The organism is Nocardia asteroides (assembly GCF_021183625.1).
Lineage (GTDB): Bacteria > Actinomycetota > Actinomycetes > Mycobacteriales > Mycobacteriaceae > Nocardia > Nocardia asteroides_A.
Map to the genome: position 1 here is coordinate 4,041,726 of NZ_CP089214.1, position 26,412 is coordinate 4,068,137.

A 26,412-nucleotide genomic window follows, 5' to 3' on the forward strand; every position below is an offset into this window, starting at 1 on the left:
GTGCCGTTCACTGTTCCGCTTCGTGCGCCCGCCTCCACCACCACGGCTGGGGCCGATGACCGCGACCTGGTCCAAGCTCGATTGTGATCGGTGCCCAGTCGGCTCGATCGGATGCCCGAGATCACCGAGTGAGCTTTCCGGTGGCTAGCAGAGCCGCGTCGAGCTGACCCGGGGTGAGGGGGGGAGTGGGGAGGGGGTGGGCGGCGCTTGCGCGCAGACCGTCGAGGAGGAGGCCGAGGTTGCGGCGCCAGGCGTCGGGGGCGACGCCGGCGGTGACGGCGACTACGCGGGTGTGCGACCACATGACGAAGGCCAGGTCTTCGAGGGTCCAGTCGGTGCGCAGCACCCCCGCCTCCTGCGCGCGCTCGACGATGGCGCGCATGACGGCGTGCCCGGCGTCGCGGGCGGCGGCGATCTCCGAGCTCGGCGCGGCGCGCACGGCGAGATCGCCGAGCAGCCGGTCGTGCGCCTGCAACCGGCAGACGCCTTCGACCAGCGCGACGAAGGAGTCCCACGGGTCGGCGACCTCGGCCGCCGCCCGCGCCACCTCCAGCCCGAGCTCCATGCGGTCCGCGACCGCGGCGGCGATCAGGGCGTCGCGGGTGGGGAAGCGGTTGTAGAGCGTGCCGATGGCGACCCCGGCGCGCGCGGCGATCTCCTTGAGCGGCGCGTCCAGCCCCTTCTCGTCGAAGACCGCGCGCGCGGCGACCACGAGGGCGTCCCGATTGCGCACGGCATCGCGGCGGAGCGGCTTCTCGGTGGGCATCCCGCGATTCTACGAACCCCCGATAAGTTGAGCATGGGTTCAACTTGGCGTAGCGTCGGACAAGTTGAACCACGGCTCAATTTAACCGGAGGACGCGATGACGCTGGCGATTTTCGGATACGGCCCCGGCCTCGGCCGCGGCGTGGCCCACCGCTTCGGCCGCGAGGGGTTTCCGGTGGCGGTCATCGGCCGCGACGCGGAGCGGGCCGCCACCAACGCCCGCGAGCTGGAAGCGAACGGCATCGAAGCCCGCCCCTTCACCGCCGACATCACCGACGAACAGCGCTTCCCCACCCTGATCGAGGAGATCGAGCAGCAGCTCGGCCCGATCGAGGTCGCCCTGCACGCCGCCGCCGCGGACATGTCCGAACGCAGCGCCTCCACCCTCGCCACCACCACCGCGGACCTGGCCGTCCCGCTCGCACTCAAGCTCCACTCCCCGATGCTCCTGGCCAGGACCCTGATCCCGCGCTTCCGCGACAGCGGGACGCTGCTCTTCACCTCCGGCGCCTCCGAGCGGCACCCCGCCGCCTACCTGGCCAACTTCGGCATCGCCCTGGCCGCCCAGCGCGCCTACATCCGGCAGCTGGAACAGGAGCTCAGGGAAACCCCGGTGAACGTCGGGCTGCTCAATATCGGCTCGCTGATCGAGGGCAGCGCGGCCCAGCGGATCGTCGACGCGCACCCGGAGGCGATCCCGCCGGGGCTGGAACTCACCCGGATCAGCGGAGCCGAGCTGGGCGAACACTGCTGGCGGCTGCACACCGAGCGGGACACCGTCGAACTCGACGCCGGATTCCCGGCCTGATCGCACCCACCCGCGCTCCGGCGCGAGTCTCGACTGCGCCGAAAGCCCGGGATGGCGTCCGATACGCTGGGCCACCGTGACCGTCGCATCGTCCCCCGGTAACGCAGCTGCCCCCTTCGATCTCATCGTCGTCGGCTCCGGTTTCTACGGGCTGACCATCGCCGAACGCACCGCGAACCTGCTCGGTAAGCGTGTGCTCGTGCTCGATCGCCGCCCGCACATCGGCGGCAACGCCTATTCGGAACCGGAACCGGAAACCGGGATCGAGATCCACAAGTACGGTGCGCACCTCTTCCACACCTCGAACCAGCGGGTGTGGGATTACGTCACGCAGTTCACCGAGTTCACCGGCTACCAGCACCGCGTCTTCGCGCTGCACAAGGGGCAGGCGTACCAGTTCCCGATGGGCCTCGGGCTCATCTCGCAGTTCTTCGGCCGCTACTTCACCCCCGAGGAGGCGCGCGAGCTCATCGCCGAGCAGTCGGCGGAGATCGAGACCGGCGCCGCGCAGAACCTGGAGGAGAAGGCGATCTCGCTGATCGGGCGCCCGCTCTACGAGGCGTTCATCCGCGATTACACCGCCAAGCAGTGGCAGACCGACCCGCGGGAGCTGCCCGCGGGCAATATCGCCCGGCTGCCGGTGCGCTACACCTTCGACAACCGCTACTTCAACGACACCTACGAGGGGCTCCCCAAGCAGGGGTACACGAAGTGGCTGGAGAACATGGCCGCCTCCGACCTCATCGAGGTGCGGCTGGACACCGACTGGTTCGACGTGCGCGAGCAGCTCCGCGCCGAGAACCCGGACGCCCCGGTGATCTACACCGGCCCGCTGGACCGCTACTTCGACTTCGCCGAGGGCGAGCTGGGCTGGCGCACCATCGATTTCGAGACCGAGGTGCTGGAGACCGGTGATTTTCAGGGCACCTCGGTAATGAACTACAACGACGGCGACGTCTCCTACACCCGGATCATCGAGCCGAGGCATTTCCACCCGGAGCGCGATTACCCCACCGACAAGACCGTCATCATGCGCGAGTACTCCCGCTTCGCGCAGACCGGTGACGAGCCGTACTACCCGATCAACACCCCGGAGGACCGGGCCAAGGTCAAGGCCTACCGGGACCGCGCGAAGCGGGAGACCGCCGAGGCCAAGGTGGTCTTCGGCGGCCGCCTCGGCACCTACCAGTACCTCGATATGCACATGGCGATCGGCAGCGCGCTGAGCAAGTTCGACAACGTGCTGCGCCCGCACCTGGAGAACGGCGCGCCGCTCGCCGACGACCAGGAGTCCTGAATGAGTCTGCTGCACAACGATTCACACGCGCTGCTTGCGCGCGTCATCCTGCCGCGGCCCGGTGAGCCGCTCGACGTCCGCACCCTCTACCTGGAGGAGTCGGCCACCAACGCGCGCCGCGCGCACGCGACCACCCGCACCTCGCTCGCGGTCGGCGCCGAGTCCGAGGTGTCCTTCTGCACCTACTTCAACGCGCTGCCCGCCAGCTACTGGCGGCGCTGGAGCGTGCTCGACTCGGTGCTGCTGAAACTGGAGCTCACCGGCCACGGCCGGGTCGACCTCTACCGCTCGAAGGCCGACGGCTCGCGCATCCACGTGCACGGCGAGGAGTTCTCCGGCGGCGAGCCGGTTGCGGTCACCTTCGAGGCCGACCTCGGCCCGTTCGAGGACGGCGGCTGGCTCTGGTTCGACATCACCACCGACACCGCGGTCGAGCTGCACGCGGGCGGCTGGTACGCGCCGATCGAACCGCCCGGCCAGGGCACCATCGCCATCGGCATGCCCACCTTCAACCGCCCCACCGACGCGGTGAAGACGCTGGCGGCGCTCGGCTCCGACCCGCTGGTGCTGGAGCGCACCCGCGCGATCATCATCCCGGACCAGGGCACCCGCAAGGTGGTGGACGAGCCGGGCTTCGCCGCGGCCGCCGCCGTGCTCGGCGACCGGCTCGCCATCCACGACCAGCCCAACCTCGGCGGCTCCGGCGGCTACAGCCGGGTGATGTACGAGGCGCTGAAGACCACCGACGCCGAGTTCATCGTCTACATGGACGACGACATCGAGATCGAGCCGGACTCCATCCTGCGCGCGCTGGCCTTCAGCCGCTTCGCCAAGTCGCCGGTGCTGACCGGCGGGCACATGCTGAACCTGCAGGAGCGCTCGCACCTGCACGTCATGGGCGAGGTCATCGACCGCGGCGTCTTCATGTGGACCGCGGCGCAGAACGTCGAGTACGACCACGACTTCGCGAAGTACCCGCTGCGCGACCGGGACAACTCCAAGCTGCTGCACCGGCGCATCGACGTCGACTTCAACGGCTGGTGGACCTGCGTCATCCCGCGGCAGGTCGCCGAGGAGATCGGCCAGCCGCTCCCGCTCTTCCTGAAGTGGGACGACGCCGAGTACGGGCTGCGCGCCCGGGCCGCCGGCTACCCCACGGTCACGCTGCCCGGCGCGGCGGTGTGGCACATGGCCTGGAGCGACAAGGACGACGCCATCGACTGGCAGGCCTACTTCCACCTGCGCAACCGGCTCGTCGTCGCCTCGCTGTACCTGCCCGGCAACGCCCGCGCCCTGGTGGCGAACACGGTCAAGGCGACGCTCAAGCACCTGCTCTGCCTGGAGTACTCCACCGTCGCCATCCAGAACCAGGCGATCCGCGACTTCCTCGCCGGGCCGGACAAGCTCTTCGAGCTGCTGCCGAGCGCGCTCGGCGCGGTGCACGCCATGCGCAGGAGCTACCCGGACGCGGTGGTCCTCCCCTCCTCGACGGCGCTGCCGCTGGCCAGCCACGCCGACGTCGGCGCGGTCGGCGAGCCGGCCAACCCGCTCGCCAAGGTGGTCCGGCTGGCGCGCGGGCTGGTGCACAGCACCCGCCCGGCGCGTACCGAGCACCACGAGACCCCGCAGCTGAACGTCCCGACGCTGGACGCCCGCTGGTTCCTGCTCTCCCAGGTGGACGGCGTCACCGTCACCACCGCGGACGGGCGCGGCGTCGTCTACCGCAAGCGCGACCCGCGCCAGGCGCTCGGGCTGTTCAAGGAGGCCATGCGGTTGCGCAGGGAGCTGCTCGCCCGCTTCCCGGAGATGCGGCAGCGCTACCGGGCCGCGCACCCGCGGCTCACCAGCACCGCCGCCTGGGAGCAGATCTTCGGGATCGGCGATGCCCCGAGCACCGTGCCCACCGTCGAGACCAGCGAGGTCGGGTGAGCGCCCTGAATCCGGCCGGTCGGACGCTGTCCGGTGATCCGGCGAACCGGGGAGGCTCCGCGGAGCCCGCCGGGCCGGCGCAGGCAGGCTCGCCGAATCCGGAAGTGGCGATCATCACCGCGGTGCAGTCGGCGATCGGCGGCAACCCCGCCGTGATCTCCGCCGCGCGCGGCATGTCGCACTTCGGCGAGCACGCGCTTGGCTGGGTCGGCATCGCCGCGGCCGGCTGGCTGGTGGACAGGCCCCGGCGCAGGCAGTGGGCCGGAGTCGCGGTCGGCGCGGTCGGCGCGCACGCGGCGTCGATCGTGATCAAGCGGGTCGTCCGCAGGCCCCGCCCGCACGACCCGGCCGTCCGGATCAACGTGAGCACGCCGAGCAAGCTGAGTTTCCCCTCCTCGCACGCGACCTCCACCGCGGCGGCTGCGGTGTTGCTCGGAAAACTGACCGGGCTACCCTTGCCTGCGGTGCTGGTCCCCCCGATGGTGCTCTCGCGAGTCGTCCTCGGGGTGCACTACCCCTCCGACGTGCTCGCCGGGTCCGCGCTGGGCGCCGCGTCCGCCGCCGCCCTGCTCGCCGTCGAGAAGAGACTCGACAGCGACCGCACGAGAAAGAGCAGTGATTCAAAGTGATGAAGCCGGGGCCGAGATGAGCGAAGAGCCGACGGGCACCGATCTCGCGGAAGGCGTGACCAAGGGTCCGCCGAAGACGCTCGCCGGTGGCCTGATCAAGACCATGCGCCCGCGCCAGTGGGTGAAGAACGTCCTGGTCCTGGCGGCGCCGCTGGCGGCGGGGTCGGCGACCGACATCGACGTGCTCATCCACGTCGCCATCGCCTTCGCGGTGTTCTGCCTCGCGGCCTCCGGCATCTACCTGGTGAACGACGCGCTTGACGTCGAGGCCGACCGGGCGCACCCGACCAAGCGGTTCCGGCCGATCGCCGCGGGCGTCGTCCCGGTGAACCTGGCCTACGCGCTCTCGGTGGTGCTGCTGATCGCCTCGATCGCGATCTCCTTCCTGGCCGCGTGGCAGCTGGCCGTGGTGATGGCGGTCTACATCGGCATCCAGCTGGCCTACTGCTTCGGGCTCAAGCACCAGGCCGTGCTCGACATCTGCATCGTCTCCTCCGGCTTCCTGCTGCGCGCGGTGGCGGGCGGCGCGGCGGCGAACATCCCGCTCTCCCAGTGGTTCCTGCTGATCATGGCGTTCGGCTCGCTGTTCATGGCGGCGGGCAAGCGGTACGCGGAGCTACAGATCGCGCTCGGCACCGGCGCCAAGATCCGCAAGTCGCTGGAGTACTACACGCCGACCTACCTGCGGTTCATCTGGACCCTGGCGGCGACGGCCGTCGTGGTGTTCTACGGCCTCTGGGCCTTCGAGCAGGGTGACGCGAACGACACGAACTGGTTCGCGATCTCCATGATCCCGTTTACCATCGCAATCCTGCGTTACGCGGTCGACGTCGACGGTGGCGAGGCCGGTGAGCCCGAAGAGATCGCGCTGGGGGACCGCGTGTTGCAGTTCCTCGCCATCGCCTGGATCGGAGCGGTAGGTGTCGCTGTCTATCTCGCCTGACGAGAGAGTGGCCGAGGGGGCCGGGAGTACCGAAGCGGAGCGCGAGCGGGCCGAGGACTCGGCCCGCTCCGCGCCGCGGTACACCCGGCTCTCGCGTGCCCTCTTCGTCGGCGGGATCGCGGTGACCGTCGCGCTCTTCGCGATCGGCGGCTGGCAGCGCCGCTGGATCGCCGACGACGGCCTGATCGTGCTGCGCACCGTCCGCAACCTGCTGGCGGGCAACGGCCCGGTCTTCAACGCGGGCGAGCGCGTCGAGGCCAACACCAGCACCGCGTGGACCTACCTGGTCTGGTTCTTCAGCTGGATCACCGGCGCGCGGCTGGAGTACGTGGCGCTCGCGCTCGCGCTGACGCTCTCGCTGGGCGCCGTCGTCTTCGCCATGCTCGGCACCGCCCGGCTCTGGGGCGGCCCGCGCGCCGCCTTCCTGCTGCCGGCGGGCGTGCTGGTCTACATCGCGGTGCCACCCGCCCGCGACTACGTGACCTCCGGCCTGGAGAGCGGGCTGGTGATCTTCTGGCTCGGGCTGCTCTGGTGGGCCATGATCGGCTGGGCCAAGGCCGAGCGGGTCCGGGTGCCCGCGCTGCTCGGGCTGGTGTTCCTGGCCGGGCTGGCCCCGCTGATCCGCCCCGAGATGGCGGTGCTCGGCGCCGCCGCGCTCGGCATGATCTTCCTCGCGCCGCTGCCGACCGGGCGCCCGGTGCTGCTCCGGCTGCTGATCGTCGCCGTGGCGGGGCTGCTCCCGCTCGGCTACCAGATCTGGCGGATGGGCTACTACGGCCTGCCCTACCCGAACACCGCGGTCGCCAAGGACGCGGGCGGCGCCAAGTGGAGCCAGGGCTTCACCTACCTCTGGGACCTGGTCGGGCCGTACTGGCTCTGGCTGCCGCTGCTCCTGCTGCTGCTCGCCGGGCTCGGCGCGCTGCGGCTGGCGAGCGAGTCCACCGCGCGCGGCGAGCGGGAGCAGGCGCAGCGGCCGCACCTCGGCACCCGGTTCCGGTGCTGGCTGCGCTCGCCGAGCGCGGTCGTCACGCTGGTGCTCGGCGGCGCGCTGCTGCTGACGGTCTACGCGCTGCGGGTCGGCGGCGACTTCATGCACGGCCGCATGCTGCTGCCGCAGCTCTTCCTCTTCCTGCTGCCGATCGCGGTGCTTCCGGTCTGGGTGCCGCGCGGCGCCTTCCGGCCGTTCTCCCTGCGCGACGTGCGCTACCTGCTGGTCCCGGCGCTCTGGCTGGCCGTCGTCGGCTGGGCGCTGTTCGCCGCGGGCACCACCGCCATCACCACCGGCACCAAGATCAGCTCGTCCGGCATCGTGGACGAGCGGGTGTACTACGTGCTCAACACCGGGCGCGACCACCCGATCCTGGCCGAGGACTACCTGGACTACCCGCGCATGCGGGCCATGGTCGACGGCATCGCCAACACCCCCGAAGGCGGGCTGCTGCTGAACTCGCCGTCCTTCATGTTCTGGTACATCGCCCCGCCCCCGCAGCCCATCCCCGAAGGCGGAGCCGGGCACACCGTCTTCTTCCTGAACCTCGGCATGACCAGCATGAACGTCCCGCTGGATGTCAAGGTGGTCGACCCGATGGGGCTGGCCTACCCGCTCGCCGCGCACACCGACCGGCTGGCCGACGGCCGCATCGGGCACGACAAGAGCCTCTACCCGGACTGGGTGGTCGTCGACGCGGGCATGGTGGACAAGAAGCCGTGGATGCCCTGGTACCTGGACGAGAAGTGGGTGAGCCAGGCCCGGGTCGCCCTGTCCTGCCCGGACACCTACGCGCTCATGCTGGCGCACCGCGACCCGCTCACCCTCGACCGGTTCAAGCACAACCTGCGCAACGCGCTGAATTTCGCGGCGTACCGGATCGAGCGGGTGCCGAGGTACGAGATCGAGCGCTGCGGCCTGGTCGACCCCTTCCCGCAGCCGCCGCGCTGATTCTTGACCTTTTCCGACAGTCGCCGCCCGGTCTCGACCGGGCGGCGTCGCTGTCTCCGGCGCGTTGTACCGAGGCGCGCCGAACCGGTCGTGATCGGGCACAATCCGGCCGCCGAATCTCTATCACATTTCGATAACGGGCGCTCCGCGCTGCGCCGTTAGGCTCGGTGCGATTTTTCGTGTGACGAGGAAGGCCCCTGATCAGATGCGAGGCGTGAACATCCGAAGGCGAGCGGGTTCCCGGATCCGGATCGCACTGCTGGCGTTGGCGGTGGTGCTGCCGGTCGGCACCGCGCTCGGCACGGCGGCGCCTGCCTCGGCGGCATACGACCCGGCCGGGATCGACGTCTGGGTCGACTCCCCGATGGGCCCGATCAAGTCGCGGATCTTCCGCGCGGCCGACGGCAACACCGACCGGGTCGTCTACGCCCTCGACGGCATGCGCGCCAGGGAGGACCTGAGCGGCTGGGAGCTGCACACCGAGGTGCCGAGGCAGCTCGCCGCGGCGAACATCAACGTCGTGCTCCCGATCGGCGGGCAATCCAGCTTCTACGCCGACTGGGCCGCGCCGAGCTCGCTGGCCGGGCTGCCGCCGGGGAGCGGCTCGGCCGGGTCGGCCACCGGCTCCGGCGGGTTGCAGGCGATCGACCCGGGCCCGGGGAAGAGCTACCGCTACCAGTGGGAGACATTTCTCACCGGCGCGCTGCCCGAGGCGCTGCGCGACCGCTACGGCTTCGCCACCGCGCGCAACGGCGTCATCGGGCTCTCCATGGGCGCGAGCGCGGCACTGGCGCTGGCGGCGTTCCACCCGGAGCGCTACTCCTACGCCGCCGCCTACAGCGGCATGCTGAACGTCAATGCCCCCGGCATGCGCGAGGCCATCCGGCTCGCCATGGTCGACGCGGGCGGCTACAACATCGAATCCATGGCTCCGGCGGCCAGCGCGCTGTGGCAGCGGCTGGATCCCTTTTCGTTCGCTCCGCTGTTGCGGGAGAATGGCACCCGGCTCTGGATCGCGGCCGCCGACGGCCGTCCGGTCCCCGCCGACGGCGCCGATTTCGACACCCTGAACGCGATCGCGCTGGAGAACCTGGCGGCCGCGAACACCAGGGCGTTCCAGGGCAGGCTGGATTCGGTCGGGGTCACCAACGTCACCTACGACTTCGCGAACGTCGGGGTGCACACCTGGCGCAATTGGGAGTCCGAAGTGGGCCGGATGCTGCCCGACCTCGCCGCGGGCATCGGGTGATCGCGGCGCTGCCCCAGATAGAGCCGGGTAGGCACGGCCGCGCCCGGCCGGGTACCGTCGGCGATTGTGTCCCGAGGGCGTCCGCGGGACGGTCGGCAACGAATCGGTAGCGCCAGGGTGCGTCGGTTGTGGCTCGGATCACTATCCAGCAACATGGAGGCATGCGCTTCCGATGGAGACAGCGGGAGCTTGCGCCGAGGTCGCACATGTCCGTTATGCGAGACAATGACGTGTCCCGGTGCCCGATGAGGGGCCGGTTTCGATAGCTTTCGATTTGCCAACCGGTCGCCAGAGCGAAAGGTTTCGACGAATGCGAAGTGCGCGATGGAAACGTGGGGCCGGTGCGGGAGCGCGCGGCTCCCGGCTCGGACGGTGGAGCGTGGCGCTGGCAGTGGCCCTGCTCGCACCCATGGGGATCGCGGTCACCGATACCGCCGCGCCTGCTCAGGCGGCGTTCAACCCGGCTGCCTTCGACTTCTGGGTCGACTCCGGGATGGGCCCGATCAAGTCGCGCGTGCTGCGCGCGGCCGACGGCAACACCAACCGCGTCGCCTACCTGCTCGACGGAATGCGCGCACCCGAGAATCTGAACGGCTGGGAAATCGAGACCCCCGTCGCGGAGATGCTGGCGGGCGCGAACATCAACGTCGTGATGCCGGTCGGCGGCATGTCCAGCTTCTACGCCGACTGGAATGCGCCGAGCACCTTCGTCGGCATTCCGGCCGGCACCGGTTCCAGCTCCGGCTCCGGCGCGCTGAACGCCTTCGCGGCCGGGCCGGGCAAGAGCTACCGCTACCAGTGGGAAACCTTCCTCACCAACGACCTGCGCAACGCGCTGCGCGATCGGCTCGGTTTCCGCTCGACCCGCAACGGCGTCTTCGGGCTCTCCATGGGCGGCAGCGCCGCGCTCACCCTCGCGGCCTACCACCCCGACCAGTTCAGCTTCGCCGGCTCGTACTCCGGCTACCTGAACATCTCGGCGCCAGGCATGCGCGAGGCCATCCGGGTCGCCATGCTGGACGCGGGCGGCTACAACGTCGACGCCATGGCGCCGCCGTGGGGCCCGCAGTGGCTGCGCATGGACCCCTTCGTCTTCGCGCCGCAGCTGGTCCGCAACGGCACCCGGCTCTACATCGCCGCCGGTAGCGGCCTGCCGACCGCGGTCGACGGCCCCAGCTTCAACACCCTGAACGCGATGGGGCTGGAGGCGCTCGCGCTCGCCAACACCAGGGCCTTCCAGGTACGGATGGCGACGCTCGGCGGCGGGAACGCGACCTACTCGTTCCCCACGTTCGGCGTGCACAACTGGGTGAACTGGACGGAGGAGGCGAAGCGAATGCTGCCCGACCTCTCCGCGAATATCGGCTGACACCGCCGCTCCCGGACCGCCCGGCACCGATCACGGTGCCGGGCGGTCCGTCTTTTTCCGCCGTCCCGGAATTCGGAAACATGCGGGGTTCGTCACAGTGAAACCCCCGCATCCGCCCCCGGATAACCGCGAAATTCGCTGTGGCGTGGCCGTTCTTGTGGATAACGGAAACGAATCGGAACCAAGCGACGACATCAACCGGAGAACGCGATATGGTCTCCGCACGATCACAGCGCCAACCGGTGGGTAAACGACCTCGCCATCTTGCGAAGGATTCCGAGGTCGAATATCGTCCAGCGAGCGCGAGTGTGACCAGATCGTTGTAGTGCGCTCCGCAGGGCCGGTGGTCGGGATCCGGTCCCGCGGGGCCACGCGTCTCGTAGGCAACACTGGTGCGGTCCCCGCCCGGGGCGGGGAGCCGTGCCACGACAGCAGGAAGAGAGCAGAATTCATGCGTTTCGGCAGGGCGGCCGCGCCGAAGAAGATCAAAACGGGATGGCGTGCGCGAATTCTGGCTGTTGGCGCTGCGGCGCTAGCACTGCCGGTCGCCGCCGGCATTGCGGCCCCGACCGCCGCCGTGGCGGCTCCCGCCCCGGCGCTTCGGGCGCCGGCGGGCGGGGTCGAGGACCTCATGGTCCCGTCCGGGATGGGCCCGATCAAGGTGCAGGTGCAGTGGGCGGCTCGCGGCGGTAACGCGGCGCTCTACCTGCTCGACGGCCTCCGGGCGCGGGACGACCGCAACGCCTGGTCGTTCGAGACCAATGCGCTGGAGCAGTTCAAGAACGACAACATCAGCCTGATCATGCCGGTCGGCGGGCAGTCGAGCTTCTACACCGACTGGTACGCGCCGAGCAACACCAACGGTCAGAAGACCACCTACAAGTGGGAATCCTTCCTGACCAAGGAGCTGCCGGACTTCCTGGCGGGTTACGGCGTCTCCAAGACCAACAACGCGGTCGCCGGGCTCTCCATGGGTGGCAGCGCCGCCCTCGCGCTGGCCGCCTACCACCGGGATCAGTTCAAGTACGCCGCGTCCTACTCCGGCTACCTGAACATCTCGGCGCCGGGCATGCGCGAGGCCATCCGCGTCGCCATGCTGGACGCGGGCCGCTTCAACGTCGACTCGATGGCGGCCCCGTGGAGCCCGGCTTGGCTGCGCATGGACCCCTTCGTCTTCGCGCCGCAGCTGAAGGGGCTGCCGATGTACATCTCGGCCGCCTCCGGCCTGCCGGGTCAGTTCGATCGCCCGAACTCGGCGGTCGGCGTCTTCAACACCGGTAACGCGATGGCGCTCGAGGCGCTCTCGCTGGTGAACACCCGCGCGTTCCAGGTCCGCCTGAGCTCGCTGAAGATCCCGGCCGCGTTCAACTTCCCGGCCGCGGGCACGCACTCGTGGAAGTACTGGGAGGGCGAGCTCTTCAACTCCCGCCAGGGCATCCTCGATGCCACCGGCGGTTGGTGACACCACCCCCGTTCGACGCCGCGGCGCCGTCAGCTTCCTCCGGGAAGCGGCGGCGCCGCTGCCGTTCACGGAGTCTGCGATCTCTCCGCATAATGCTGGCAAATCTTGAGCATCGGTCTGCGGCTGGCGCGTCGTCCCGGGAAAAGCCCTGTATGAGGGGTACAAACGATGGGTGGCAGGGAAAGTTGGGGGCGCCAGGGGACGAAAATGGGAGCGTGCGCGCTCTCTGGCAACTGGCGCGCGACCGCAGGGTATCCGCCTGCTGGCAGCTGCCGCCGTCGCGGCGCTGACGCTGCTCCCCGCCGCCACCCCGGTGAGCACGGCCCAGCCCGCCGCCGCGGCGGGCGCGGCCGCGGTGAGCAAGGTGGTCTGGCTGGACGACCGGCGGGTCGCGCTGTGGATCGACTCGCCGTCCATGGGCGCGCCGACCCAGGTGCAGCTGCTGCTGGCCAGGGACTGGAACGCCCGCCCGGACGCCACCTTCCCCGTCCTCTTCATGCTGGACGGGCTGCGCGCCACCGACAGCGAGTCCGGCTGGACCAAGGACGCGGGCGCGGAGAGCTTCTACGCCGACAAGAACGTCACCGTCGTGCTGCCGGTCGGCGGCCAGTCCAGCTTCTACGCCGACTGGGTGCGCCCGGACAACGGGCACAACTACCAGTGGGAGACCTTCCTGACCAGGGAGCTGCCGCCGATCCTGGAGCAGCAGTGGCGAGCGACGAACGCGCGCGCCATCGCCGGGCTCTCCATGGGCGGCACCGCGGCCATGTTCCTCACCGGCCGCAACCCCGGCTTCGCGAAGTTCGCCGCCTCCTACTCCGGCTTCCTGACCACCACCACGCTCGGCATGCCGCAGGCGATCCAGTTCGCCATGCGGGACGCGGGCGGCTTCGATTCCAACGCCATGTGGGGGCCGCCGAACGACCCCGGATGGCAGGAGCACGACCCGTACCTGCTCGCCGAGCAGCTGCGCGGGGTCAGCCTCTACGTCTCCAGTGGCAGCGGCGCCGTCGGCCCGCACGACCTGGTCTCCACCATCCCCGGCATCAGCACCAACTACGCGGGCACCGGGCTGGAGATCCTCTCCCGGCTCACCACACAGAACTTCGTCGACAAGCTCGGCAGGCTGAACATCCCGGTGCAGGCCAACTACCGGGCCTCCGGCACGCACTCCTGGCCGTACTGGGACTTCGAGATGCGGCAGTCCTGGCCGCAGGTGGCGGGCGCGGTCGGGGTCGAGGCCGACAAGCCCGGCTGCGCGCCCGGCGGCGCGATCCAGCCGGTGGCCGCGGTCAACCCCTGGCTCGGCGACTGCCTGACCGGCGAGTACCCGGTGCCGGGCGGGGTCGCGCAGGACTTCCGCTCCGGCCGGGTCCTCTTCGCCGCCGACACCGGGGCGCACCCGGTGGCCGGCGCGCTGGCGGGCGGGTACATGGCGGCCGCGGCCGGGCCGCAGCCGCTCGGGCTGCCCACCGGCGACGAGCAGCTGCTCATCGACGGCCGCGGCCGGTTCCAGAGCTTCCAGAACGGTTCGCTGTACTGGACGCGGGAGACCGGCGCCCAGGTGGTGCGCGGCGCCATCCTCGGCGCCTGGAGCGAGCAGGGCTTCGAGCGCGGCCCCGCGGGCTACCCGGCCGGGCCGGAGGTGCGGCTGCCGAGCCGGGACGGAGTGGTGCAGAGCTTCGAGAACGGGGCCTTCTACTACAGCGCGGCGACCGGCCCGCACCGGGTGCAGGGGCTGATCCTCGGCAAGTACGCGCAGCTCGGCTTCGAGAACAGCCCGGTCGGGCTGCCCGTCGACGGGGAGCAGCCCGCGAAGGATCTCGGCAGGTACGCCCGGTTCGAGGGCGGCAACCTGTACTGGAGCCCGCTCTCCGGCGCCTGGGCCGTACGCAACGGCCCGATCATGGACGCCTGGCGGGACGCGGGGTACGAGAACGGCAGGCTCGGCTACCCGATCAGCGACGAGTTCCCGGTGCCCGGCGGGGTCCAGCAGAACTTCCAGGCCGGCTTCGTCACGCTGCGCGATGGGAGGCCCGAGATCCACGGCATCTGAACGGCGTCCGGGCGCGGCCCGCTAGCCTGGTGGGCGACCGACCCCCGAACGCCGACCAGAGGACAAGAATTCATGCATCGGACCCGTGGAAAGGTGATGGGCGTCGCCGTGGCGCTCGCCGCCACCGGCTTGCTCGCGGCCTGCGGTGACAACGACTCGACGGCGTCGAGCACCCCGTCCCTGACCGGCACCACCACGTCGGCGGCCACCAAGGCGCCCACCTCCGCCGCCCCGGCACCGGACCAGGGCGCGACGCCCTCGGCCGAGGTCTCGGCCCCGCCCGCCGCGGAATCCCCGGAGCGCCCCGAGCCGGTGCCGACCGATGCCGTCCCGCCCGCGAACACCGCGACGCTCGGCGACAAGGACAAGAAGTTCCTCGACTCGCTGGCCGCCAAGGGCATCACCCCGTCCACCCCGGACATCGCGCTCAGCATCGGCGCCTACGTCTGCCAGGGCAGCGCGGCAGGCGCCTCGGATCAGGATTTGATGACCTTCGTCTCCGCGATGGCAGGCTCCGACCCGTCCTTCGATCCGGCCAAGATGCCGGTCGAGCAGGCCGGGAAGATCTACCTCGACACCGCCAAGCAGACCTACTGCTCGTGAGCGCACGCCGCGGTTCGTCGCCCCGCCGGTCCAGGCCGGCGGGGTGCCTGGTGTTCCTGCTCGTCGTCGCGCTGATCGTCATCGCGGCGCTGCTGCTCTGGTACCTGCTCGCCGGCCGGCTGAAGGTGCCCGGCCCCGGGCCGACCCCGCCGGAGCCGCCCGCTTCGCAGCCCGCGGACTGCCCGGATGTGCAGTTCCTCTCGATCCCGGGCACCTGGGAGTCGAACAGCAACGACGACCCGCACAACCCGACGGCGAACCCGGTGTCGCTCATGATCAACGTCTCCGGCCCGATCGCGGAGCGGTTCCCGGCCGAGCGGGTCGACGTCTACACCGTCCCGTACGTCGCGCAGTTCTCGAACCCCATCGCGCTCCCGCCGGACGGCCAGCAGTCCTACAACAACAGCCGCTCCGAGGGCACGACGCGCGCGATCGACCTGCTCACCTCGGTGCACGAGCGCTGCCCGCTCACCTCCTACGTGATCGCCGGGTTCTCCCAGGGCGCGGTGATCGCGGGCGACATCGCCGCGCAGATCGGCGCGGGCGACGGCCCGGTCCCGGCGAAGCTGGTGCTCGGCGTGACGCTGATCGCGGACGGCAGGCGGGCCCCCGACACCGAGGGCGCGGCCATCACGATCGGCGCCGAGCCGCCCGGCGTCGGCGCCGAGGTGGCGTTGAAGGGGCTGAACGTGCCCGGAATCACCATGACCGGCCCGCGGGAAGGCGGATTCGGTGAACTGGCGGGCCGCGTCTACACCATGTGCTCGCCCGGCGACCTCATCTGCGACGCCCCGCGCGACGCGCTGAGCCCGGTGAACATCATGGGCAGCGTGCTCACGCTGACCAGGGCCGTCGGCAATCCGGTACACAGCCTCTACAACGGGTACGTCGTCGACGGTTCCGGGACCACCGCCACCGGGTGGACCGTGAACTGGGCGGCGGGGCTCATCGACGGAGCTCCGCGACCACCCCATTCGTGAGGTCTCACAGCAGCACGCCGTGCTCGTTCGCGTGCGGGCCAGCGGTGTGGCCGCAGCCGTTCTCGGGGCTTGCGGGACGCTGTAAAGTGCGCTGGTGATCGCACCTGGCCCCAGAGGAGCATGAGTTCATGACACAAGCCGGAGCACCGGCCACCGCCGAGCCCCGTGCCGCGGAAGCCGAGCTGACCGCGCTGGGCACGCCGCTGCGGAAATTCCGGTTCGCGGCCGCGGGCGAGGGCAACAAGCAGGAGGGCGGCGCGCGCAAGTTCGTGCAGACCGCGCAGCAGGCCGAGGAGTACGGCTACGACACCTTCGTCGTGCCGGACCACCTCGGTGACCAGATCGGCCCGATCGCCGCGCTCGGCGCGCTGAGCCAGGCCACCGAGCGCATCCGGCTCGGCACCTCGGTGCTGGCCAACGGTTTCCGCCACCCGGTCGTGCTGGCCAAGGACCTGGCCACCATCGACGTGCTCTCCAAGGGCAGGCTCGAGGTCGGGCTCGGGGCCGGCTGGAAGCAGGACGAATTCCTGGCCGCGGGGCTGGAGTACGACTCTCCCGGCGTGCGGCTGGCGAAGCTCGACGAGGCGCTCACCATCCTCGACGTGCTGCTGCGCGGAAGGGAGTGCACCTTCGAGGGCAAGTATTACCAGGTCAAGGGCATCAAGGGCACGCCGCGACCGCGGCAGGGTCCGCGCCCGCCGATCTGCACCGGCGGCGGTGGACCGAAGATGCTCCGCCTGGCCGCCAAGCACGCCGACATCGTCTCGGTCGTTCCGGTCACCACCAAGAACGGCAAGGGTCTGCTCTCCGGGATCACCCTGGAGAAGACCATCGAGAAGGTCGAGCTCATCCGGGAGGCGGCCGGTGACCGGTTCGGCGACATCGAGCTGAACTGGGCCATCACCGCCATCGTCATCACCGACGATCGGGAGAAGACCGCCGAGATGGCGCTGTCCGCCATCGAGCGGGGGCTGCACCCCGACCTCGAGGTGGACACCAAGCTCTCGGTGGCGGACATCCTGAACTCCCCGTACGTCGCCATCGGCACGTTCGAGGAGATCGCGGAGCAGATTCGCCGGGTCAGGAAGCTCACCGCCCTGTCCTACGTCGGCATCTTCCCCACCCAGATGGATGCCTTCGCACCGGTGATTCCGCTGCTGCGGGAAGAGTGATCCGGTCTTCTCTGTAACATGACTCTGGTTTGAGTACATCTAGCCTTTAGCGGTCACCGCGCAGACCGCGACGAAATCTGCCACGCCGGTGCTCGGACACGGAGTGCCCGCCGGGCGAAAGCGAGTCGGGGCCTCACAGGTATCAACGGCATCTCGCCGTCGGGCTGTTTGTGCCTCGGAGGAGAAGAAGGAATGGAAACGACTTTCGACGAGTACCTGGACGAGACCGGGAACATCCGTATTCCCCTGGATCACACCCTGGTCGACCACGTCGAGAAGCACACGCGGAACGACGCGAACACGCTCGCGTACCGCTACATCGACTACTCGCGCGAGCGAGACGGTGAGGCACTCGAGCTGACGTGGCGTGAGTTCGGCGTCCGGTTGCGCGCGGTGGCCGGCCGACTCCAGCAGGTGACCAACCCGGGCGACCGGGTGGCGATCCTGGCCCCGCAGGGGCTGGATTACGTGATCTCCTTCTTCGCCGCGATCTTCGCGGGGAACATCTCGGTGCCGCTGTTCGACCCGGACGAGCCGGGTCACACCGACCGGCTGCACGCCGTGCTCGGGGACTGCAAGCCGTCGGCGATCCTCACCGCGAGTTCGTCGGCCGCGGGCGTGCGCCAGTTCTTCCGGTCGCTGCCCGCCGCCCAGCGGCCCCGGATCATCGCGGTCGACGCGATCCCGGACAGCGTCGGCGACAGCTGGGTGCGGCCGGAACTGGACATCGACGACATCGCGTACCTGCAGTACACCTCCGGCTCCACCCGGACCCCGGCGGGCGTGGAGATCACGCACCGCGCGGTCGGCACCAATGTGCTGCAGATGGTGGACGCGCTGAAGCTCGACATGAGCTCGCGCGGCGTCACCTGGCTGCCGCTCTTCCACGACATGGGGCTGCTGACGGTGATCCTGCCCGCGGTGGGCGGCAAGTTCATCACCATCATGTCGCCGAGCGCGTTCGTCCGGCGCCCGTACCGCTGGATCAAGGAGCTGGCCGCGGTCTCGGACGGGGCGGGCACCTTCGCCGCCGCCCCGAACTTCGCCTTCGAGCACGCCGCCGCCCGCGGCCTGCCGAAGAGCGGCGAAACGCTCGACCTCTCCAACGTGATCGGGCTGATCAACGGCAGCGAGCCGGTGACCACCTCCTCGATGAAGAAGTTCAACGAGGCGTTCGCGCCCTACGGCCTGCCGAAGACGGCGATCAAGCCCTGCTACGGCATGGCCGAGGCCACGCTCTTCGTCTCGGCCACCAAGCACGAGGACGAGGCCAAGGTCAGCTACGTCGACCGCACCGAGCTGAACGCGGGCCGCATGGTCCGCGTCGAGCCCGCCAACGAGAACGCCATCGCCCAGGTGAGCTGCGGCTACGTCGCGCGCTCGCAGTGGGCCGTGATCGTGGACCCGGACACCGTGGAGAGCGGTGTCGGCACCGAGCTGCCGGACGGCCGGGTCGGCGAGATCTGGCTGCACGGCGAGAACATGGGCATCGGGTACTGGGGTCGCGAGGAGGAGACGACCAAGACCTTCCGCAACCGGGTCGGCGAGCGGCAGCCGGGTGACAGCAGGGCCGACGGCACCGAGAAGGACGCCGACTGGATGCGCACCGGCGACTACGGCGTCTACTTCGACGGCGAGCTCTACATCACCGGCCGGGTCAAGGACCTGGTGATCGTGGACGGCCGCAACCACTACCCGCAGGATCTGGAGCACTCGGCGCAGGAGGCGAGCACCCAGCTGCGCCCCGGCTTCGTCGCCGCCTTCTCGGTGCCGGCGAACCAGCTGCCCGCCGTGGTCTTCGAACAGAACTCCTCCGGGCTGAAGTTCGACGCCGACGACGGCTCCGAGCAGCTGGTGATCGTCGGCGAGCGCGGTCCCGGCGCGGGCAAGGCCGATCCGCAGCCGATCGCCGACGCGGTGCGCGCGGCGGTCGCGCAGCGGCACGGCGTCACCGTGCGCGATGTCCTGCTCGTGCCTGCGGGATCGATCCCGCGCACCTCGAGCGGCAAGATCGCGCGGCGCGCCTGCAAGGCCGCCTACCTGGAGGGAACGCTGCGGGGTGGCTACACCCAGCAGGCCTTCCCCGACGCGCCAGACGAAGAGTGAGCACGGATTCCCGGCGCCCGAGCGGCGCCGGGAATCGTCCCCGTATGCCGGAGCCTCGGTGCACTGCTCGATTCCGGCGTTCGCCCGGTGCGACGCACGCACCCGAGTAGCTTGAGGAATTGATGGCTGACAACGAGGGCAACACCGACCCGCAGGCAGGCAATGCGGAGCGGCCCGACATCTCCGTCACCGAACTGCGGGAATGGTTGCGCAACTGGGTCGCCGAGGCCACCGGCCAGCCGGTCGAGCAGATCACGGTCGACCGCCCGATGGAGGAGTTCGGCCTCGCCTCGCGCGACGCGCTCGCCCTCGGCGGCGACATCGAGGAACTCACCGGCGTGCTGCTCACCGCCACCGTGGTCTACCAGCACCCGACCATCGCCTCGCTGGCCGAGCGGATCGTCAACGGCGAGCAGGAGGCGCCCGCCGAGACCACCGACGACGCCTTCTACACCTCGTACCGCCCCGGCGCGGCGCACGACGTCGCGATCGTCGGGCTCGCCACCCGGCTGCCCGGCGCCGGCGACACCCCGGAGTCGACCTGGGACTTCATCATCAACCGCGGCGACGCCATCCGCGAGCTGCCCGATGGCCGCTGGTCCGAGTTCCTCGGCGAGCCCGAGGTGGCGCAGGCCGTCGCAGAGAGCAACAGCCTCGGCGGCTACCTGGACCAGGAGGTGGTGAAGGGCTTCGACGCGGAGTTCTTCGCCATGTCGCCGATCGAGGTCGAGCGGGTCGACCCGCAGCAGCGGCTCATGATGGAGCTCACCTGGGAGGCGCTCGAGCACGCCAGGATCCCGGCCAGCGACCTGCGCGGCACCCCGGTCGGGGTGTTCGTCGGCTCCTCCAGCAACGACTTCCAGCTCATCGCGGCGCTCGGGCTCGGCGGCGAGCGGGACCCGAACGTCCCGGCCTCGGCCGACGCCTACGCCATCATGGGCAGCGTCAGCAGCATCATCGCGAACCGGGTTTCGTACTTCTTCGACTTCACCGGGCCGTCGGTGGCCATCGACACCGCCTGCTCGTCCACGCTGGTAGCGGTGCACCAGGCGGTGCGCGCGCTGCGCGACGGCGACGCCGACCTGGCGCTGGCGGGCGGCGTGAACATGATCCTCGCGCCCTTCGCCAACCTCGGTTTCGACCGGAACGGCGCGGTCGCCAAGGACGGCCACATCAAGGCGTTCTCCTCGGACGCCGACGGCATGGTCCGCTCCGAGGGCGGCGGCCTCGTGGTGCTCAAGCGCCTCGCCGACGCCGAGCGCGACGGCGACCGCATCCTCGCCGTGGTCAAGGGAACGGCCACCAACAACGACGGCCGCTCCAACGGCCTGCTCGCGCCGAACCCGGACGCGCAGGCCGAGGTGCTGCGCCGCGCCTACCGGGACGCGGGCATCGTGCCCTCCTCGGTCGACTACATCGAGGCGCACGGCACCGGCACCCTGCTCGGCGACCCGATCGAGGCGGACGCGCTCGGCCGGGTGGTCGGCCGCGGCCGGGACGACGACAAGCCCGCGCTGCTCGGCTCGGCCAAGACCAACTTCGGGCACCTGGAGTCGGGGGCGGGCGCGGCCAGCCTGGCCAAGGTGCTGATGGCGTTCCAGAACGATGTGCTCCCGCCGAACATCGGCTACGCCGGGCCCAACCCGTACATCCCGTTCGAGCAGGCGCACCTGAAGGTCGTCGACGAGCCGACGCCGTTCCCGCGCTACAGCGGCGTCGCCACCGTCGGCGTCTCCGGCTTCGGCTTCGGCGGCACCAACGCGCACGTCGTGCTGCAGGAGTACACCTCCCCGGAGGGCGTGCCCGCCGCCGGGGCCGCGACGCAGGCACAGGCCGCGGATTCCGGCGCGGTGGCCGCGCGGCCGCTCGTCGCGGTCGGCGCCGCCGATGCCGCGGACGACCTGACCGCCGATGCGACCGGCAATGCCGCGGACGACGACGCCGCGGTGCCGTCGGGTGCCGATGCCCCGGTGCCGTCCGGGAACGGCGCCGCCGCTCCCGGTGGCGATGACGCGCCGGAGCCGTCGGGATTCGATGCCGCTGTCGCCGCCGCGACCGGCGACGACGTCATCGCCGCCGCCACCGAGATCCTGGTCGAGTCGGCCGAGCCCGCCGAGTGGACCGGCGAGCGCGACGAGCCGCTGCCGGTCATCCTCCCGGTCTCCGCCTACCTCCCCTCGCGCCGCCGCCGCGCCGCCACCGAGCTCGCGGACTGGCTGGAGACCGAGGCCGGGCAGGCCACCCCGCTCGCCGACGTGGCGCGCGCGCTCGCCAAGCGGAGCCACTGGCGCTCGCGCGGCGTCGTGCTGGCCAAGACGCACGAGGAGGCCGTCGCCGGGCTGCGGCAGCTGGCCGCGAACAAGCCGGGCCCCGGCGTGTTCAGCGCCGACGCCCCCGCCGCGCAGGGCCCCGTCTGGGTGTTCTCCGGCTTCGGCGCCCAGCACCGCAAGATGGGCAAGCAGCTCTACGCCGAGAACGCCATCTTCCGCCGGACCGTCGACGAGGTCGACGAGCTGGTGCAGGACGAGGCGGGGTACTCGATCCGGGAGATGCTCCTCGACGACGGCCAGGACTACGACGTCGGCACCTCGCAGGTCGGCATCTTCACCATCCAGATCGGGCTCGCCGCGCTGCTGCGCGCGCACGGCGCCGAGCCGGCCGCCGTGGTCGGGCACTCCATGGGTGAGGTGGCAGGCGCCTACATCGCGGGTGGTCTCGCGCTGGAGGACGCGGTGCGCGTGATCTGCGCCCGCTCCCGCCTGATGGGCGAGGGCGAGGCCATGATCACCGACGACGACGTGCGCAACATGGCGCTCGTCGAGCTGAGCGCCGCCGACGTCGCCGACCTGCTGCGCGACTACCCGGACGTCGAGGTCGCGGTGTACGCCGCGCCGACGAACACCGTGGTCGGTGGCCCGCAGGCGCAGGTCGCCGCGATCGTGGCGAAGGTCGAGGAGGCGGGCAAGTTCGCCAGGGTGCTGCCCACCCGCGGCGCGGGCCACACCTCGCAGATGGACCCGCTGCTCGGCGAGCTCGCCGCCGAACTCGCCGGGCTGGAGCCGACCGCGCTGCGTGCCGGGCTCTACTCCACCGTGCACAAGGAGCAGTTCTTCCGGGCCGGGAGCGACCCGGTGCACGACGAGGACTACTGGGTGAAGAATATGCGGCACAGCGTGTACTTCACCAACGCCGTCAAGCTCGCCGTCGACGCCGGGCACAGCACCTTCCTCGAGCTGGCGCCGAACTCGGTCGCGCTCATGCAGGTGCTCGGCACCACCTTCGCGGCCGGGCTGCACGACGCCCAGCTGATCCCGACGCTCAAGCGCAAGGAAGACGAGTCGGCGGGCGTGCTCGGCGCCTTCGCCCAGCTCTACGTGCACGGGCACCGGGTCAACCTCGCGACGCTGCTGCCCGCGGGCGGCTTCGGCGACATCCCGCGCACCTCGTTCCTGCGCAAGCAGTACTGGCCGAAGGCCGCCATCCGGGTCTCCGGCTCGGCCGGGATGCCCGGCGCGCACGTCGCGCTGCCGGACGGCAGGCACGTCTGGGAGGTGCCCGCGGGCGCCGTCACCGACGCCGCCGCGCTGGTCACCGCCGCGGCCGCGCAGGTGCTCGCCGATCCGGCGCTCGGCGCCGCGCAGGCGCACGGCGCGCTGCCCGGCTCGGGGTCGCTGACCACCACGCTCACCCCGCACCCCGGCGGCGCCTCGGTGCAGGTACACGCGAAGGAGGGCAGCGGGTTCCGGCTGGTGCTGGACGCCGTCGTCACCTCCGGGCTGCCGCTGCCCGCGAACACGCTCGCGCCCGCGCCCGCCGCCGCGCCCGATCTCGAGGTGGTCGAGAGCTTCGGCGACCGCTGGGACCCGAGCGGGGCGCAACCGCTGGAGGACCGGCTCGCCACCATCGTGGCGGAGTCCATGGGGTACGCGGTCGAGGACCTGCCCATGGAGATCCCGCTCATGGAGCTCGGGCTCGACTCGCTCATGGCGATGCGGATCAAGAACCGGGTGGAGTACGAGTTCGACATCCCGCAGCTGCAGCTGGCCGCGGTGCGCGACGCCAGCCTGCACGAGGTCGGCAAGGTGCTGCACTACGCCATCGAGCACCGCGAGGAGGTGCAGGCGATCGCCGACCGGCAGGCCGCAGGCGAGGGTGAGCTCGAGGTCGGCGGCGATTTCGTCGCCGCCGCGCGGGCCGCGCTGGAGGCGGGGGAGGATCCGCTCGCCGCGGTGCCCCCGCCCGCGCAGACCGCGCCGACCGAGATGCCGCCGGTGACGGCCTCCGCCGCGGACACGGCCGCACGCGCGGCCGACGCCGCGGACGCCGCGGAGCAGGCGGGCTCCACCCCGGCGGCTGCCGCCGCCGAAGCCGCACCGAGTCCGGCTGCCGAGCCGAAGCAGGCCGCCGCGCCTGCCCCGGCGCAGGCGAACAAGCCCGCCGACCCGGGCTCCGACGAGGAAGGCGTGCCTCCGCGCGACGCCGCCGAGCGGCTCACCTACGCCACCTGGGCCCTGGTCACCGGCAAGTCCCCCGGCGGCATCTTCGACACCCTGCCGATTCTCGACGAGGACACCGCCGAGAAGCTGGCCACCCGGCTCACCGAGCGGGTCAAGGCCGAGGTCACGGTGGACGACGTACTCGACTGCGAGAGCATCGAGCAGCTCGCCGATGTGGTGCGGAACCTGCAGGACACCGGCGCCGACGTGGACGGCTTCATCCGTCCGCTGCGCACCAGGACCGAGGGCTCGGCCGCGGTGCCGGTCTTCGTCTTCCACCCCTCCGGCGGCAACACCCTGGTCTACGAGCCGCTGCTCAGGCGGCTGCCCGCGGAGACGCCGATGTACGGCTTCGAGCGGGTCGAGGGCAACATCGAGGAGCGGGCCCGGCAGTACCTGCCCGAGCTGCGCAAGATCCAGGGCAACGGCCCCTACGTGCTGTACGGCTGGTCCCTCGGCGCGGTCTTCGCGCTGCAGGTGGCCAGGTTGCTGCGCGACGAGGGCGCCGACGTCCGGCTGGTCGGGCTGATCGACCTGGCCATCCCGGCCGAGCCGGAGGACAACAGCCCGGACGAGCGGGTGCGCCGCATCCAGCGCTACCAGGAGTTCGCCCGCAAGACCTACGGCGTCGACGGCGACCTGCCGGAGGAGCAGCTGCGCGAGCTGGCCAGTGCCTCGGACGACGAGCAGTACACGATCGTCAGCCAGCTCATCAAGCTGAGCGGCGCCAAGATCCCCGGCGGCGTGCTCGAGCACCAGCGCACCTCCTGGGTCGAGGGCAGGCACCTGGCGGGCATGCAGCCGATCCGGTACGACGGCGACGTCGTGCTCTACCTCGCCGACCGCTACCACGACGGCATGATCGAGCTGGAGCCGCGCTACGCCGAGCGCAAGCCGAACGGCGGCTGGGGCGAGTACCTCTCCAGCCTCGACGTCATCGAGATCCCCGGCGATCACCTGCAGATCATCGACGAGCCGCGGGTCGGCCGGATCGGCGCCGACCTCAGCGCCCGGCTCGACGTCATCGAGAAGTCGAAAGGGGACTAGTGACCACTACCGCCGAGAAACTCGCCGACCTGCGCAAGCGATTGGAGCTGGCGCAGGAGCCGGCGGGTGAAGCGGGGGTGGCCAAGCGCGCGAAGAAGGGGATTCCGAGCGCGCGGGATCGAATCGGCATGCTGGTCGATCCGGGCACCTTCGTGGAAATCGGCGCGCTGGTGCGCAAGCCGGGCGATCCGGACGCGCTCTACGGCGACGGCGTCGTCACCGGGCACGGCCTGGTCGACGGCAGGCCGGTGGCGGTGTTCTCGCACGACCAGACGGTGTACGGCGGGTCGGTCGGGGAGATGTTCGGCCGCAAGGTCACCCACCTCATGGAGTACGCCGCCAAGGTCGGCTGCCCGGTGGTCGGCATCAACGACTCCGGCGGGGCCAGGGTGCAGGAGGCGGTGACCTCGCTGGCCTGGTACGCCGAGCTCGGCCGCAGGCAGGAGCCGCTCTCCGGGCTGGTGCCGCAGGTCTCCATGATTCTCGGCAAGTGCGCGGGCGGCGCGGTGTACGCGCCGATCAACACCGACGTCGTGGTCGCCACCGAGGAGGCGTACATGTTCGTCACCGGGCCGAAGGTGATCCGCGAGGTCACCGGCGAGGATGTCAGCCTGGAGGAGCTCGGCGGCGCGCACAGCCAGGCCGAGTACGGCAATATCCACCACGTCGCCGAGGACGAGCCGGCCGCCTTCGAGTGGGTGCGCCGCTACCTCGGCTTCCTGCCGACCAGCTGCACCGAGCGGCCGCCGGTGGTGAACCCGGGGCTGGAGCCGGAGGTCACCGCCGGTGACCGCGAGCTGGACGCGATCATGCCCGATTCCGACAACGCCGGCTACGACATGTACGACATCCTGCTGCGCATCTTCGACGACGGCGACTTCCACGAGTTCGGCGCCTCGGCCGGGCGCAACGTCATCACCGGCTTCGCCAGGGTGGACGGCCGCAGCGTCGGCGTGGTGGCGAACCAGCCGATGGTCTACGCGGGCGCGCTTGACGCCCGCGCCTCGGACAAGGCCGCGCACTTCGTCCGGATCTGCGACGCCTACGGCCTGCCGCTGGTCTTCGTCGTCGACACCCCCGGCTTCCTGCCCGGCGTCGAGCAGGAGAAGATCGGCGTGATCAAGCGCGGTGGCCGCTTCCTCTTCTCCTTCGTCGAGGCCAGCGTGCCCAAGGTGACCGTGGTGATCCGCAAGGCGTACGGCGGCGGCTACGCCGTGATGGGCTGCAAGCAGCTCGGCGCCGACGTCAACCTGGCCTGGCCGACCGCGCGGATCGCCGTCATGGGCGCCGAGAGCGCCGTCAGCCTGATCGGCGGCAAGCAGATCGCCGCGGCTCCCGAGGAGCAGCGCGCCGCGATCCGGCAGCAGATGATCGACTTCTACAACGCCACCATGGCGACGCCGTGGGTGGCGGCCGAGCGCGGCTACGTCGACGCCGTGATCGAGCCGTCGGCGACCCGGCTGGAGCTGCGCAAGGCGCTGAAACTGCTGGCGGACAAGAAGGTCGCGCCCAGCCCGCGCAAGCACCACCTGCTCCCGCTCTGACACGATCGGCCCGCCAC

General features: G+C 70.8%; 17 protein-coding genes. 16 read left to right on the forward strand and 1 reads right to left on the reverse strand.

The features are described from left to right. Positions 1–121: 121 nt before the first annotated feature. A complete protein-coding gene (locus LTT61_RS19175; protein WP_233015469.1) occupies positions 122–766 on the reverse strand; it encodes a TetR/AcrR family transcriptional regulator in 645 nt (214 codons plus the stop codon). A gap of 97 nt (positions 767–863) precedes the next feature. Between LTT61_RS19175 and LTT61_RS19180 the strand changes: the two genes are divergently transcribed. The 16 genes from LTT61_RS19180 (at position 864) to LTT61_RS19255 (ending at position 26,395) form a co-directional block, all read left to right on the forward strand. After that, complete coding sequence (locus LTT61_RS19180) at positions 864–1,574, forward strand: SDR family NAD(P)-dependent oxidoreductase (protein ID WP_233015470.1); 711 nt, start codon at positions 864–866, stop codon at positions 1,572–1,574. A gap of 76 nt (positions 1,575–1,650) precedes the next feature. Beyond that, positions 1,651–2,871 (forward strand): UDP-galactopyranose mutase, encoded by a 1,221-nt coding sequence (gene glf, locus LTT61_RS19185; RefSeq protein WP_233015471.1) that lies wholly within the window; start codon positions 1,651–1,653, stop codon positions 2,869–2,871. Next, the gene (locus tag LTT61_RS19190; protein WP_233015472.1) at positions 2,872–4,800 is read left to right on the forward strand and encodes a glycosyltransferase; all 1,929 of its coding nucleotides are present in this window, start codon (positions 2,872–2,874) and stop codon (positions 4,798–4,800) included. 104 nt (positions 4,801–4,904) lie between these two features. Continuing rightward, positions 4,905–5,429 (forward strand): phosphatase PAP2 family protein, encoded by a 525-nt coding sequence (locus LTT61_RS19195; protein WP_233015473.1) that lies wholly within the window; start codon positions 4,905–4,907, stop codon positions 5,427–5,429. 16 nt (positions 5,430–5,445) lie between these two features. Further along, positions 5,446–6,372 (forward strand): decaprenyl-phosphate phosphoribosyltransferase, encoded by a 927-nt coding sequence (locus tag LTT61_RS19200; protein ID WP_233015474.1) that lies wholly within the window; start codon positions 5,446–5,448, stop codon positions 6,370–6,372. 7 nt (positions 6,373–6,379) lie between these two features. Further along, positions 6,380–8,311 (forward strand): flagellar motor control protein ZomB, encoded by a 1,932-nt coding sequence (gene zomB / locus LTT61_RS19205; RefSeq protein ID WP_269821761.1) that lies wholly within the window; start codon positions 6,380–6,382, stop codon positions 8,309–8,311. Between the two features lie 205 nt (positions 8,312–8,516). After that, positions 8,517–9,560 carry an alpha/beta hydrolase gene (locus tag LTT61_RS19210; protein WP_233015475.1) on the forward strand — a complete coding sequence of 348 codons (1,044 nt, stop codon included), beginning with the start codon at positions 8,517–8,519 and terminating at the stop codon, positions 9,558–9,560. A 310-nt stretch (positions 9,561–9,870) separates the two neighbouring features. Beyond that, a complete protein-coding gene (locus LTT61_RS19215) occupies positions 9,871–10,929 on the forward strand; it encodes an alpha/beta hydrolase (protein ID WP_269821762.1) in 1,059 nt (352 codons plus the stop codon). A 451-nt stretch (positions 10,930–11,380) separates the two neighbouring features. Next, positions 11,381–12,391 (forward strand): alpha/beta hydrolase, encoded by a 1,011-nt coding sequence (locus LTT61_RS19220; RefSeq protein WP_233015476.1) that lies wholly within the window; start codon positions 11,381–11,383, stop codon positions 12,389–12,391. Between the two features lie 172 nt (positions 12,392–12,563). Next, complete coding sequence (locus LTT61_RS19225) at positions 12,564–14,447, forward strand: alpha/beta hydrolase-fold protein (protein ID WP_420094666.1); 1,884 nt, start codon at positions 12,564–12,566, stop codon at positions 14,445–14,447. Between the two features lie 72 nt (positions 14,448–14,519). After that, a complete protein-coding gene (locus LTT61_RS19230; protein ID WP_233015477.1) occupies positions 14,520–15,050 on the forward strand; it encodes a DUF732 domain-containing protein in 531 nt (176 codons plus the stop codon). Beyond that, entirely contained in the window at positions 15,047–16,030 is a 984-nt protein-coding gene (locus tag LTT61_RS19235) for a cutinase family protein (protein ID WP_233015478.1), read from the forward strand. Before LTT61_RS19230 ends, LTT61_RS19235 begins: the two co-directional genes overlap by 4 nt. A gap of 128 nt (positions 16,031–16,158) precedes the next feature. Next, on the forward strand, positions 16,159–17,202 hold the full coding sequence (locus tag LTT61_RS19240; protein WP_233015479.1) for an LLM class F420-dependent oxidoreductase: 1,044 nt from the start codon (positions 16,159–16,161) through the stop codon (positions 17,200–17,202). Between the two features lie 192 nt (positions 17,203–17,394). Further along, positions 17,395–19,308, forward strand: a complete 1,914-nt coding sequence (fadD32, locus tag LTT61_RS19245) for a long-chain-fatty-acid--AMP ligase FadD32 (RefSeq protein WP_233015480.1) — start codon at positions 17,395–17,397, stop codon at positions 19,306–19,308. Positions 19,309–19,430: 122 nt separating this feature from the next. Then, positions 19,431–24,851: a polyketide synthase Pks13 gene (pks13, locus tag LTT61_RS19250; RefSeq protein WP_233015481.1), complete on the forward strand. Its 5,421-nt coding sequence runs from the start codon at positions 19,431–19,433 to the stop codon at positions 24,849–24,851. Next, a complete protein-coding gene (locus tag LTT61_RS19255) occupies positions 24,851–26,395 on the forward strand; it encodes an acyl-CoA carboxylase subunit beta (RefSeq protein WP_233015482.1) in 1,545 nt (514 codons plus the stop codon). The genes pks13 and LTT61_RS19255 overlap by 1 nt, the downstream gene beginning before the upstream one ends. Positions 26,396–26,412 lie beyond the last annotated feature (17 nt).